Origin of the sequence: Desulfothermobacter acidiphilus (assembly GCF_052073645.1) — a bacterium.
Lineage (GTDB): Bacteria > Bacillota > Desulfotomaculia > Desulfotomaculales > Ammonificaceae > Desulfothermobacter > Desulfothermobacter acidiphilus.
On the sequence record NZ_CM125440.1, the window covers coordinates 1,609,544 to 1,622,872 of the forward strand.

Here is a 13,329-nt window from a genome sequence, read left to right on the forward strand (position 1 = left end):
GTAAACAAATTATAAACAACACCTCCACTAGCCATCTCTCTACATTAAGGATAAGCTAGCGACATTAAGCAAGAATTAACTAAACGTAAATAAAAGATAAGGAGGGAGGGGAAGAGGAAGGACGGCTCTCTTCTCCAAAAAAAAAGGCCAGCTAACCTGGCCTTAGGGATGGGGGTTATATGTTAAAGTGTTGCCGGGATGGCGCAGTTCAATGAGTTTTTTTCCCGCGTGGGCTCCAACTTCTGGAACCAATCCCAGAAGCGCTGCGGTTCCTGCACATCGAAGGCCCTGACCAAATCGCGCTCTTTTACTAACACTACCCAACCTTCCGGCCCGCTTATCTCGTACCATTTAGTCCCCGGTACCGGACGCAATCTATATCCCGCAGCCTCCAGCATGGCAAAGACGGCACTTAGCTTGGTCATGGGCCTCACCACCCTTCGGACATGCTGCCCTTGTGAAAGATAGATCTTTCTTTATTTTATATTAAGCGCGCCCCGCTTCTTTGTCAACCCTTATTTGAGCAAATTTTGGTCCCTTTTTTTCAATTCCGCAACGCGATTTCTAACCGTAGCCGGAGCCGGCCCGCCCCGCAGCGCTCGGCGCCGCAAGCTCGTTTCCAGGCGGATAGCCTCCAGAACATCTGGTTCCACTTGGGGCGCAAAGCGGCGTAACTCTTCCAGGGACAGATCCTCCAAACGCTTGCCGTGCTCCAGACAGTAGAGCACAACTTCTCCCACCACCCGGTGCGCCTCGCGGAAAGGCCAACCTTTACCCACCAAGTATTCCGCCAAGTCGGTGGCCGTGAGGAAGCCTTGTTCAGCCGCCGCGGCCATCCGCTCCCTCTTCACTTCCATGGTAGCCAGCATAGGGGGGAACACTTCCAACAGTAGCTGCAAGTTGTCTAGGCTGTCGAAGAGCAAAGGTTTATCTTCCTGAAGATCCTTGTTATAAGTTAAAGGAAGCGCCTTGACAAGAGCGGCCAAAGCGGTGAAATTGCCGATCAGCCGGGCTGCCTTGGCCCGGCTGAGCTCGGCCACATCGGGGTTTTTCTTCTGGGGCATCATACTGGAACCGGTGGTAAAAGCGTCGTCTAGTTCCACGAAACCGAAATACGGAGTGCTCCAAAGAATGAGCTCCTCCGCCAAGCGGCTGAGGTGCAACGCTATCAAGACGGCAGCTGCAGCCAGTTCTAGGACAAAATCGCGGTCGCTCACTGCGTCCATGCTATTTTCAGCCACCCCATCGAATCCCAGGAGCTCGGCCAAATAATCCCGATCCAGCGCCAAGGTGCTGCCGGCCAGCGCGCCTGCCCCCAGAGGCAACACGTTGGTGCGGCGGTAGCAATCGTCCAGGCGCCCCTCATCGCGAAGGAACATCTCGTGGTAAGCCAGGAGGTGGTGCGCCAAGGTGACCGGCTGAGCCGGCTGGAGGTGAGTGAAACCGGGCATGAGAGTCTCGCAGTGCTGCTCCGCCAATTCCCGCAACACCCGGCGCAACTTCCGCAACTTTTCTTGCAGTCGCCGTATCTCCTCCCGCAAATAAAGGCGAAGATCGGTGACCACCAGGTCGTTGCGGCTACGCCCGGTATGCAATTTCTTGCCCACTTCCCCCACCTGCTCCACCAGGAGTTGCTCCACCAGGGTGTGCACGTCCTCGACCCCTTCCCAGTTCACCTCACCCTGGGCTAAGATGCGCTGCACTTCCTCCAGGCCGGCCAGTAACTTTGCCTCCTCCTCCGGCGTTAGCACCCCTATCTTACGCAACCCCTGGACATGAGCCCGGCTCACCTGAATCTCGTAAGGCCACAGCCTTATGTCAAAGGGCATGGAATCCTGCAGAGCTCGCACCCGCGCGTCGGTTTCCTTGCGAAAGCGCCCGCCCCACATTTGGGCCATCAGGCTCTCCCCCTCATAGCTTGCACCCAGAGGGGCAAGCCAAAGATACGGATAAAACCACTGGCATCTTTCTGATCATAGAGTTCGTCGGCTTCAAAAGTGGCCAGATCCCGGCGATAGAGCGAGTAAGGCGAAACTGTGCCAGCGGGATAAAGATTACCTTTGTAAAGTTTAAGGCGCACCTCACCGGTCAGATAAGGAGCCAGCGAGGCGACAAAAGCGTCCAGCGCCTCGCGTAAGGGCGAAAACCACCAGCCATCGTAAACCAACTCCCCGTAACGCCAGGCCACCAGGTTTTTAAACTGAAGCGTGGCGCGGTCGAAGACTAAACGCTCGAGCTCTCTGAGGGCGTAGAACAGCACCGTTCCCCCTGGCGTCTCGTAAACGCCCCGTGACTTGATACCCACTAGGCGGTTTTCCACCAGATCCGCCACCCCCACCCCGTGCTCGCCCGCTAGGCGATTCAGTTCCTCCAGCAAGGGAACCGGTGGTAACTCCCGTTCATCCAACGCCACCGGTTCTCCCCGACGGAAAGTGAGCTTGAGGTGCGAGGGTCTGTCGGGAGCATCTTCCGGAGGGCGCACCAACTGGTAGAGGTCGCGCGGAGGCTCCTGAGCTGGGTCCTCCAGCACCCCTCCCTCGTGACTCAGATGCCATAGATTCTGGTCACGGCTGTAGGGCTGGGAGGGAGTGGTAGGAACTGGAATTCCCCGCGCCGCAGCGTAAGCCATGGCCTCGCTGCGCGAGCGAATGGACCACTCCCGCCAGGGAGCGATCACGCGCAGATCGGGGGCCAGAGCTCGCACCCCCAGCTCGAAGCGAACTTGGTCGTTGCCCTTTCCAGTAGCGCCGTGGGCCACCGCATCCGCCCCCTCCTGACGGGCCACCTCCACCAGCTTCTTAGCGATCAGAGGCCGAGCCATAGCCGTGCCCAACAAATACTTGCCCTCGTAGAGAGCTCCGGCCTTTAGCACAGGAAAAACGTAATCGCGCAGAAATTCCTCCCGCGCGTCTAACACGTGAGCGGCGGAGGCGCCGCTCTGCAAAGCCTTAGCGCGGACGGCTTCCAGGTCTTCTCCTTGGCCCACGTCCACCGTCAGCGCTATCACTTCGCAACCGTAATTTTCCTTCAACCAAGGAATGATAATGGAGGTGTCAAGCCCCCCAGAATAAGCCAGCACCACTTTCTTGATCAAGATCTTTTTACCTCCCGCTAAGAATTAAAGCAGCAAAGACAGCAAAGCTTTTTGCGCGTGCAAGCGGTTCTCGGCTTCCTCCCAGACCAAACTGTGCGGGCCGTCGATGACCTCCGCAGCGACCTCTTCACCCCGGTGCGCTGGAAGGCAATGCAGAAAAATATAATCCGGCCGGGCGTGGGCTACCAGGGCAGCATTCACCTGGTAAGGGGCAAAGACCGTCCGCTTAAGCTCCGCTTCGTCCTCCTGGCCCATGCTTACCCAGACGTCAGTTACCACCACGTCAGCCCCTTTCACCGCCTGCACCGGATCCTCACCCACCTCCACTTCGGTATCTTTAGCCAGTTTCTTAGCCCTTTCCACCACCAGCGGATGAGGAGCGTAACGGGCAGGGGTAGCCACGTGGATAGAGATGCCCACCTGGGGGCAACCCAGCAACAACGAGTGGCAGATATTATTTCCATCGCCCACGTAAGCCAGCTTGAGCCCCGCCAGACGGCCTTTGCTCTGCCATATGGTGAGAAAATCCGCTAGTATCTGGCATGGGTGCTCCCAATCGGTGAGGCCGTTAATAACCGGAACCGTGGCCACCTGGGCAAATTCTTCCAACTCCTCTTGGCGATAAGTGCGGATCACGCAGCCATCCACGTAGCGGGAGAGCACGCGGCCGGTGTCTTCCAGGCTCTCGCCGCGCCCTAACTGCAAGTCGTGAGCGTTGAGGTAGAGGGCATAGCCGCCCAGGTCGAACATAGCCACTTCGAAAGAGACCCGCGTGCGGGTGGAGGGCTTCTGAAAAATCATAGCCAGGCTCTTGCCCGCGCAAAAGGTATGGGCCTCGCCTCGCTTTTTCGCCTCCTTGAGTTCGGCAGCAAAGAGCAGCAGCCCCTCGATCTCTTCCCTATCGAAGTCGGCCATAGAAAGAAAGTCGCGCCGCCGGAAACGTTTGCGCAAGGAAGCGTACATCTATTCTTCCCCCCCTTCCCTCACCTGCGCCATAGCCTGCCGCAGCAAAGCCACCGCCTGGTCTATATCCTCCCGAGCGACCACCAGCGGAGGAGCAAGACGCAGGACCTGTTCTTTAACCGCATTGAGCAGAAGCCCTTTTTCCAGACACACCTTCGCCACCAAACGGGCGGGAAGGTCAATAACCACTCCCACCAATAACCCCAACCCCCGCACCTGCTTCACTCCCGGGAGCTGGCGTAAACACTCTTGCAAATACTCCCCTTGCTCCTGGACCCGGGAGAGCAGATTTTCTTCTTCGAGGATCCGCAGCACGGTCAGGCCCGCCGTAGCCGCTAGCGGATTCCCACCGAAAGTGGAAGCGTGATCCCCCGGAGAAAAGGATAGGGCTACTTCTTCGCGCGCCAGAACAGCTCCGATGGGAAAACCACCACCCAGACCCTTGGCCAGACAGACAACATCGGCTTCCACCCCGTAGTGCTCCTGCGCCAAGAAACGGCCGGTCCTACCCACCCCTGACTGCACTTCGTCGAAAATCAGGCAGGCACCGTAGCGGGTGGCCAGTTCCCTGGCTGCCCGCAAAAACTCCGGCGTAGCGGGAATCACTCCTCCCTCCCCCTGGATCGGTTCCAGGAGGATAGCTGCTGTCTTCTCGCCCACTGCCCTCTCCAGTTCTCCGGGATCGTTGTAGGCGATGTAGTGAAACCCGGGCAGCAGCGGTTCGAAGCCCTGATGATAGCGGGGCTGGCCGGTGGCAGTCAAGGCGCCATAAGTGCGGCCATGGAAGGAGTTACGCGCCGCCACCACTTCGTATTTGTCTTCCCGCCCGCTCTGCTTACGAGCATGTTTGCGGGCCAGCTTTAGAGCTCCTTCCACCGCTTCGGCCCCGCTATTACAGAAGAAAACCCGCTGGTAAGGAGTGAGCCTGGTCAAGCGCTGCGCCAACTCCACTTGGGGAATAGTGTAAAAGAGATTGGAACAATGCCATAACTGCTGCGCCTGCTCCGTTACCGCCGCTACCAGCCGGGGATGGCAATGCCCCAAACTGTTAACTGCGATGCCGGCCAAGAAGTCGAGATACTCCCTGCCTTCCTCATCCCAGACCCTCACTCCCTCGCCCCGCACCAGCAACACTGGGAGGCGAGCGTAGGTGGGCATCAATTTCTGCTCCGCCAGATCAATCCAAGACAAACTGCAAACCTCCTTAGGGCACGACCATAGTGCCTATGCCTTCATCGGTGAAAATTTCCAGCAGAATGGAGTGCGGTACCCGCCCGTCTAGGATGTGAGCTCGCTTCACTCCCGCCGCCAAAGCTTCGCGGCAGCACTCCAGCTTAGGAATCATTCCCCCGCTAATTCTACCCGAAGCCAGTAGCCGATCGATCTCCTGAAGATGCAAAGTGGAAATCACCGAGTTCTCGTCTCCCGGATCGCTCATGATGCCCGAAACATCGGTGAGCAAGATGAGCTTTTCCGCTTGGAGCGCAGCCGCTACCCTGCCGGCCACTGTATCGGCGTTGACGTTAAGCCCCTCCCCCTGAGGGCCCAACCCAATAGGGGCGACCACCGGGATGTAACCCTGCGCGATAACGCTTAGCAAAAGCTCCGGGTTAACCGCCCGAACGCGGCCCACCAGACCCAGATCCCCTTCCTCTTTCTCGGCCAGCAGGAGATTGGCATCCTTGCCGCACAGCCCCACCGCCTTACCACCTAGCTGGTTGATGCAAGCAGCTATTTCTTTGTTCAAGCGGCCCAGAACCATCTCCACCACTTCCATGGTCTCCTCGTCGGTTACCCGCCGGCCATCGATGAAAACGCTCTCCTTCCCCAAACGCTTGAGCATCCGGGAAATATCGGGCCCGCCTCCATGCACCAGCACCGGGTGCATTCCCACGAACTTCATCAGCACCACATCGGTGAGCACCGCTCGCTTGAGTTCACAGTTGAGCATGGCGTGCCCCCCGTACTTGATTACTACTATCTTACCGTAGAAAGAGCGTATGTAGGGAAGCGCTTCCACCAAAATCTTGGCTTTTTCCAACGCCGACAACACCAAGGCTTAACGTCCTCCTCAAGTCCGGTAGTGAGCATTGATACGCACATAATCGTAGGTTAAATCGCAGCCCCAAGCTGTGGCCGTAGCCGAACCCGCTCCCAAATCCGCCCGGATCGAGACCGGATCGGAAGCCAAAGCGCTGCGAGCCTCCTCTTCATCAAAAGCGACCCCGCGCCCCGCGGCCACTACCTGGACTGGCCCCAACCACAAGGACACTTGCTCCGGCTCGAAGCGAGCTCCCGAGTATCCCAGCGCGCATAGAATCCGACCCCAATTAGGGTCCTCGCCGAAAACCGCCGCCTTCACCAAGTTAGAAGCGGCCACCGCACGAGCAGCCCTTCTGGCCTCCTCCACCGTGAGCGCCCCTTCCACTCGCACTTCGATGAGTTTGGTGGCGCCTTCTCCGTCTCTGGCTATCTGCCGAGCTAGGGAGACGCACACCTCGTACAACGCTTGCTTGAAGGTAAGATAATCCAATCCTTCCTCCTCAATCGGAGGATTGGCGGCTTGACCGTTGGCCAGAACCAGTACCATATCGTTGGTGCTAGTATCTCCATCCACCGTGATCGAATTGAAGCTGTCCTCCACCACTTCGCTGAGCGCCTGCTGCAGCAATCCCGGAGCTATGGCCACATCGGTGGTAATGAAGGCCAGCATAGTGGCCATGCAGGGGTGGATCATCCCCGAACCTTTCGCCATCCCCCCCACCCGGCAGGTGTACCCCTCCAGGAAGAATTCCAGCGCCGCCTCTTTGGGAGTGGTGTCGGTGGTCATGATGGCCTCGGCCGCCGCCGCGTGCCCCTCCCGGCTTAGACCCTGCACCAACTCCGGCAGGGCCTTAATAATTTTTTTTACCGGTAAGCGCTCCCCGATAACCCCGGTGGAGCTCACCAATACCCTCTCTTCCGGTAGAGAGAGCGCCTCTGCCACCGCTCTGGCCATGAGCTCGGCATCTTCCATCCCCTCCGGCCCGGTGCAAGCGTTGGCGTTACCGCTATTGACTACAATCGCCTGTGCCTGACGCGAAGCCACTCGCCGCTGGGTCAGTAGCACCGGAGCCGCCTTTACCCGGTTGGTGGTGAAGACTCCAGCCACCACTGCCGGCTCCTGGCTAAGCACCAAAGCCAGATCTTTCTTATGCTTTTTTATCCGGGCAGCCACGCCATGAGCGAGAAACCCTCTTGCCGCTGTTACACCGCCTTCCACCCAGATCACTTATCTTACCTCCTAAGAACTTATCTTAAGGATAAACTCCCGCTTCCTCCAACCCCAGGATCTCCGGAAAACCGCAAATCAAGTTGAAATTCTGCACCGCCTGCCCGGAGGCGCCCTTCACCAAATTATCAATGGCCGCCAGCAACACCGCCTTCCCGGTGCGCTCATCAGCCACCGCTCCTATATGTACCAGGTTGGAACCCCACACGCTCTTAGTACGAGGATAAACCCCAGCCGGCAACACCTTGACCAGGGAATGCTCCCGGTAAAAATCCCGGTAAGTAGCCAGCAACTTCTCGGTTCCCACCCCGGAGGCTAGCGGCGCGTAAATCGTCGCTAAGATTCCCCGCGTCTGCGGCACTAGATGGGGAACGAAAGTGAGCTTCACCTCCCGCCCCAACTGCTCTTGCACCACCTGCTCCATTTCCGGCGCATGGCGATGGCATCCCACCCCGTAAGCCTGCACATTTTCGTTAGCCTCGGCATAAAGCGCATCCACCCTGGGTTGGCGCCCGGCCCCGGAAACCCCCGACTTGGCGTCCACCACTATGCCCTCCGCCAAAATCTGGCCCGCCAGCAGAGGAGGTAGCAAAGCCAGCAGCGCCGCCGTAGGATAGCAACCCGGATTGGCCACCAGAGAAGCCCCTTTAATGCGCTCGCGGTAGAGCTCGGGCAAGCCGTAAACTGCCTGCGTCAACAGTTCCGGCGCCCCGTGGTTAAGCTTGTACCATCGCTCGTAAACGCTGGCTTCCCGGAAACGAAAATCGGCCCCCAGGTCGATGAGCTTCTTACCTGCCCGCCAAGCCGCTCGGGCGTAAGGAATCGACTCCCCTGCCGGCAAAGCGGTAAAAATAACATCCACCTCGCGCACCAGTTCCTCCGGCTCCGCTGCCACTAACTCCTGCTCCTCTAACCCCCAGAACTGGGGAAAAACCTCGGGCAAAGACTTGCCCGCATGAGTGCGAGCCGTCAGCCGGACCAACTCTACCTCTGGATGCCGCCGAAGCAGGCGGACGAGCTCGGCTCCGGTGTAGCCAGAAGCGCCCACAATCCCTACGCGCACCACCATTCCACCCTTCTCATCGTTAATGCCACTAATTATACAGCTGGATGTATAAAAATACAATAAGTGCCGGCGATGTCGGTGTCCTTTGCCCTGGCGGCGCAGTGAGGCAGGATTCTTAACCGGCGAGAAAAGGCCACCCTTACCACCACCTATTTTGCCCGCCCTTCCAAGGGTGGGAGGAGGTCACGGTTAAAAGAAAGGGGCTGTCCCAAAAGAGGCAGCCCCAGAACCGCGAGCTCGAATTATCTTTAACGGCCAGGGCGAACCGCCAGGGAGCGGTAGCGGTTAATGGCCGCCGCTATTTCGTAGCGCCGGGGCCGGGCCATCTCCCCCGGATGCTCCCCCTGCCGCCCGGCCAGCACCTCAAGCCCTTCCCTTTCCACTTCTTCCTCCAGGAGATCTAGAATTTCCCGTAGGGTGCGCTTCCCGTCGGCGTAGTGGGAAAGGCGGCGCAAGATGACGGCGATGGCCCGAGTCTGCGCCGGGTCCACCAGCTGCTCCACCGCCCCCAGATCGATGGTCTCCCGGCCAAAGCGAATCTCGCGCAAACCCTGAGCCTTCACCTTATCTTTGGAACCTAGGCGCCAGGGGTCCGGCAAAAGAATTCTGGGAATGGGGGGCCTAAAAGGCCCCGCCTCTTCCGGATTGCGCCGGGTGGGCATCGCCCGAGCGATTTCCCGCGCCGCCGCCGTGACTACCCGGGGCCGGTAGTTCTCCATCATGATCACGTGGTCGGCCACGTCGAAGTAGTCCCCCGATCCTCCCACCACCAGGACGGTGGAAACACCGCAATCCTGGTGGAGTTGGCGCACCCGGTCAATGAAAGGGGTTATAGGCTCCTTGTCTTTAGCCACCAGAGCCTGCATCCGGGCGTCGCGGATCATGAAATTGGTAGCACTGGTGTCCTCATCTACCAGCAAGAGAGAAGTTCCCACCTCCAGAGCTTCGGCGATGTTGGCCGCCTGGGAGGTGCTGCCGCTGGCCGATGGGGTGGAGAAAAAACGAGTGTCCTGGTTGCCGGGAAGATTATTTATGAAGCTCGATATGTCCACCCCGGTCACCGCCCGCCCATCCTCGGCCCTTATCTTCACCGCGTCCCGGACGGTCAGCACGAACTCCCGGCCATCCCTGGGAATATGGTCGTAAACCCCTCGCTCAATCGCCTGCAGGAGAGTGGTCTTACCGTGGTAGCCCCCTCCCACGATGAGGGTAACTCCCCGGGGAATTCCCATGCCGGTGATTCTCCCCCGGTGGGGGAGGGTGAAAGAGACCCGGAGCTCGGGAGGGCTCTGAAAGGGAACCGCCTTCTCTTGCGAAAGGGGGCGATCGCTGGCCCCGCTTTCCCGGGGCAGGATGCTACCGTCAGCCACGAAGGCCACCAGCCCGTTCTCTTGCATTTGCCTTCGCAAAGAATCCTGGTCTTCGGCCAAACGAACATGCTCCAGCAGAGCTTTCTTGTCCAGGCTGGCGTGACGGAGAGAGCGGCGCACCACTTCCGGCAATGCTTCGAAGAAAATCCGGTGGGCCTCCCGAGCCACCACTGTCCTTCCCCGGGCCGGGAGGCCCACCGCAAGCCGCACCTCCACGAACTCTTCATTGACCACCACTGCCGTGCGCTCCAAAATTTCCTGCCCGCAGGGAAGGACGTGAATGATCCCGCTCGACCCGGTGCCGCAGGGGCGGGAGAGAGCCCGGCAGTGCCGGCCGAAAACCCGGGTAAGGAAGTCGCACAGGGCCACAGCCCGAGGTTTAGTGGCGAAAAGTTCTGGGGGAAAGCCGGCCACCTCTTGTCTGACACGCACCCTGACCTTAGACGGGGGGGCGAAAGGATCGCTCTGGGCGTGATCGATAAAGAGCTGATACTCCACCCAATCGTAAGCACCCTCGAGCTCCTGGTAAGCCTTATAACCTCTGCCATCGATGCGCCTGAGTCTGCCCTCAAAAACATCCCTGCCGTGCAAAGAATCCCTCCTAAAGTTACAAGTGTGCGCGTGTGCTCCCGCCATGCCAGAACCATCAAGCCGGGAACGCGCCTGAGGCTTACCGCTCACCGAAATTTTACTCACGCCCGGCGACCCGAAGCAAGAACTCCTGAAGAGCAGCCGGGCGTCGAGGCTGGAAGCTCCGGGTTTGAAAGGGGTGGGGAGAAAGCTTCAGAGGCCCAGCAAGACCCGCGCCTGGTGCTGCAGCCAGGGTAATAGCGCCACCAGCAGCGGAGCAATGAGCAAGGCCGGCAGAAGGTTGCCCGCCCGCAGGGGCTTGATGGCCAGCAGGCTCCCCACCGCTAGAGCCAAAAGGATAACTCCCCCGGTAGCTGTGAGCTCGTCCAGCATAGCCCCGGTGACCACTCCCTGCAGCTGCTCCGCTAGCAAGGTAAGTCCCCCCTGGTAGCAGAGCACGGTTAGCGCCGAAAAGAGCACCCCCACGCCGAAAGTGGAAGCGAAGGCCAGAGCGGCAAAGCCGTCCATTAAAGCCTTAACCGCCAGCAAGGTATAATCTCCCGTAAGCCCGTCTTGAACGGAGCCCAAAATACTCATCGGCCCCACGCAAAAAAGCAGAGAGGCGGTCAGAAAACCACGCACGAAGCGGGAGCCATGCCCGTCAGCCCCAGTTTCCGGCGCAGCGAAGCGCCGCTCCAGCCCTTCTCCTACCCGCCGCAAGCCCTCTTCCAGATGCCACCACTCCCCTAGCAATCCTCCCAGCAGAAGGCTCAGCAGCACCAGGACGGGGTTATGCGTTTTGAGAAACATGGCGATGCCAAGCGCGGCAGTGAAGAGGCCCAAAGCTCCTATTATTGTCTCGCGCGCCCGCTCGGGCAGCCGCGCCCCAAAAAAGAGTCCCAGAGATCCACCCAGCAACACTGTGGATACATTAATGAGGGTTCCCGTCATCCAAGCGCTCCTTCCCTTGAAGCTTTTAAAATCTTCCTTCGACGTAGCGAGCTGCTCCCCCTCCAAACGGGGTGAAAGCTTGACCAAGCTTCGCCCCCGGCGCTAAAATGTAAACCATAAAATATCCGCTAGGTTTACTATTTGGGGGAGAGGTCAACACCGATGTTGTGGGAGATAGAGCTTCGAAAAATGGAGGAGAAGAAGCTCAGGCGTTACCTCCACCCTCTCTTGCCTCTAGCCCCGCACCGCGCTCTATCGAGGGGCAGAGGGATGGTTCTTTTCTGCTCCAACAACTATCTAGGGCTTACTCACCACCCCAGGGTAATAGCCGCCGTCCAGAAAGCAGTTGCGCGTTTCGGCACGGGAAGCGGCGCTTCTCCCCTAATAAGCGGCTACACCGAACTGCACCAAGAACTGGCCGACCGCTTGGCTCGCTTTAAAGGAACTGCCCGCGCTCTCCTCTTCCCCTCCGGCTACAGTGCCAACGTGGGACTGATGTCCTCTATAACTGGTCCGAAAGACGTGGTCTTCGTCGACCGGTTCGCCCACGCCTCCTTGCTGGACGGAATTAAGCTTGGCGGAGCGAAACTTGTCCGTTTCCGCCACAACGATATCGACCACCTCGAACTCCTGCTATCCCGGCACCGGGGCAGGCGACGTTTCCTGGTTACCGAAGGGGTTTTCTCCATGGACGGCGACACCGCCCCTTTGGCGGAACTGGCCACGCTGGCCCGCCGGGAAGAACTCATTTTTATCGTGGACGACGCCCATGGTACAGGAGTGCTAGGGCCACAAGGCAGGGGCACGCTGGCCGCGCAGGGGGTAGACCCGGAAGGGATCATCATCGTGGGCACCCTTTCCAAGGCCCTGGCCGCCGCCGGCGGCTTCGTAGCGGGAGACGAAAACCTGATAGATTTTCTTCTAAACCGCGCCCGCTCTTTCATCTTTTCCACCTCCCTTCCCCCGCCGGTGGTAGCCGCCGCGATTTCCGCCTTGCGCGTCCTGGAGGAAGATCCTGAGCCACAAGCCCGCCTTCGAGCCAATATTTCCCGGCTGGCCGAGGGGTTAAAAGCCCTGGGCCTCCCGGCAAGCGGGGAGACCCCGATTTTCCCCGTGGTCCTGGGAAGCGAAGGACGGGCTCTGAAGGTAGCTTCTCTCCTTTTCGCCAAGGGGTTCTACGTTCCCGCCATAAGGCCTCCTACGGTGCCTCCGGGCACGGCCCGGCTCAGGGTATCGGTGAATGCCCTGCACACCCCGTATGAGGTAAACTCTTTCTTAAAGGCGCTGGCCGAAACGCTAAAGGAGGTTTGAAGCTTGAAGCTACCTTCTCTCTTTGTGACCGGAACGGATACCGAAGTGGGGAAAACGGTGGTAAGCGCCCTTTTAGGCCTCATCTACCGGCAGCAGGGAGCGCGGGCAGCTTACCTCAAACCGGTAGCCACCGGAGGAAACGCGGATCCCTCTTTCGTAGCCCGGATTTTAGAACTTGACGAGCCCCAGGACATCACTTGCCCCTACGTCTTTAAAGAGCCCTTCTCCCCCCACCTGGCCGCACGCCTGGCCGGGCGCCAGATAAGGCGTGATGTCATCAGCGAGTGCTACGCCTACCTGGCCAAGTACTACGACGCGGTGATAGTAGAGGGAGCGGGAGGGCTTATGGTTCCCCTGGGACCTTCTTACCTAATAGCCGATCTGGCCCGGGATTTGGGACTCCCCCTCTTAGTAGTAGCCCGCTCGGGACTGGGAACCATCAACCACACGCTGCTTACTCTAGCCACCGCCCTGCAAGCGGGCCTCAGCGTAGCAGGAGTGGTCATCAACCGCTACCCCCGCACTAACCCCGACCCGGTAGCCAAGGACAACCCTCGGACTATTGCCAGCTTTAGTGGCCTGCCGGTGCTGGCCCTGGTTCCTGAGATAGAAGGGCTCGACCTTTCATCCACAGACCAGAAGCTACTGGAGGAGGTGGCCGCCGAGGTCACCCGCCAGCACCCGGAACTCCTGGAGCGCTTACGACTTTTTGGTAAGGGGGAAGAGAAGTAAA

General features: G+C 59.2%; 12 protein-coding genes. 2 read left to right on the forward strand and 10 right to left on the reverse strand.

Annotation, left to right across the window (positions count from 1 at the left end):
- Nucleotides 1-182: 182 nt before the first annotated feature.
- The 10 genes from ACTLLP_RS08135 to ACTLLP_RS08180 all read right to left on the reverse strand — a co-directional run bounded on the left by ACTLLP_RS08135 (nt 183) and on the right by ACTLLP_RS08180 (nt 11,285).
- The gene (locus ACTLLP_RS08135; protein ID WP_441058735.1) at nt 183-425 is read right to left on the reverse strand and encodes a hypothetical protein; all 243 of its coding nucleotides are present in this window, start codon (nt 423-425) and stop codon (nt 183-185) included.
- A 90-nt stretch (nt 426-515) separates the two neighbouring features.
- Complete coding sequence (argH, locus tag ACTLLP_RS08140; protein ID WP_441058737.1) at nt 516-1,898, reverse strand: argininosuccinate lyase; 1,383 nt, start codon at nt 1,896-1,898, stop codon at nt 516-518.
- A complete protein-coding gene (locus ACTLLP_RS08145; RefSeq protein ID WP_441058739.1) occupies nt 1,898-3,094 on the reverse strand; it encodes an argininosuccinate synthase in 1,197 nt (398 codons plus the stop codon). Before ACTLLP_RS08145 ends, argH begins: the two co-directional genes overlap by 1 nt.
- A gap of 24 nt (nt 3,095-3,118) precedes the next feature.
- Nucleotides 3,119-4,057 (reverse strand): ornithine carbamoyltransferase, encoded by a 939-nt coding sequence (gene argF, locus ACTLLP_RS08150; RefSeq protein WP_441058741.1) that lies wholly within the window; start codon nt 4,055-4,057, stop codon nt 3,119-3,121.
- On the reverse strand, nt 4,058-5,248 hold the full coding sequence (locus tag ACTLLP_RS08155; RefSeq protein WP_441058743.1) for an acetylornithine transaminase: 1,191 nt from the start codon (nt 5,246-5,248) through the stop codon (nt 4,058-4,060).
- Between the two features lie 13 nt (nt 5,249-5,261).
- Nucleotides 5,262-6,113: an acetylglutamate kinase gene (argB, locus tag ACTLLP_RS08160; protein WP_441058745.1), complete on the reverse strand. Its 852-nt coding sequence runs from the start codon at nt 6,111-6,113 to the stop codon at nt 5,262-5,264.
- 15 nt (nt 6,114-6,128) lie between these two features.
- Entirely contained in the window at nt 6,129-7,328 is a 1,200-nt protein-coding gene (gene argJ / locus ACTLLP_RS08165; protein ID WP_441058747.1) for a bifunctional glutamate N-acetyltransferase/amino-acid acetyltransferase ArgJ, read from the reverse strand.
- Between the two features lie 25 nt (nt 7,329-7,353).
- Nucleotides 7,354-8,397, reverse strand: a complete 1,044-nt coding sequence (gene argC, locus ACTLLP_RS08170; RefSeq protein ID WP_441058749.1) for an N-acetyl-gamma-glutamyl-phosphate reductase — start codon at nt 8,395-8,397, stop codon at nt 7,354-7,356.
- A gap of 245 nt (nt 8,398-8,642) precedes the next feature.
- Complete coding sequence (locus tag ACTLLP_RS08175) at nt 8,643-10,355, reverse strand: ABC-ATPase domain-containing protein (RefSeq protein ID WP_441058751.1); 1,713 nt, start codon at nt 10,353-10,355, stop codon at nt 8,643-8,645.
- 192 nt (nt 10,356-10,547) lie between these two features.
- Nucleotides 10,548-11,285, reverse strand: a complete 738-nt coding sequence (locus tag ACTLLP_RS08180) for a DUF554 domain-containing protein (protein WP_441058753.1) — start codon at nt 11,283-11,285, stop codon at nt 10,548-10,550.
- Nucleotides 11,286-11,447: 162 nt separating this feature from the next.
- On the opposite strand from ACTLLP_RS08180, the gene bioF reads away from it, so the two are divergent.
- Together bioF and bioD are read left to right on the forward strand one after the other, a co-directional pair.
- Nucleotides 11,448-12,596, forward strand: coding sequence for an 8-amino-7-oxononanoate synthase (gene bioF / locus ACTLLP_RS08185; protein WP_441058755.1), 1,149 nt, complete (start codon nt 11,448-11,450; stop codon nt 12,594-12,596).
- A gap of 3 nt (nt 12,597-12,599) precedes the next feature.
- Nucleotides 12,600-13,328: a dethiobiotin synthase gene (gene bioD, locus ACTLLP_RS08190; protein WP_441058757.1), complete on the forward strand. Its 729-nt coding sequence runs from the start codon at nt 12,600-12,602 to the stop codon at nt 13,326-13,328.
- Nucleotide 13,329: the final 1 nt, after the last annotated feature.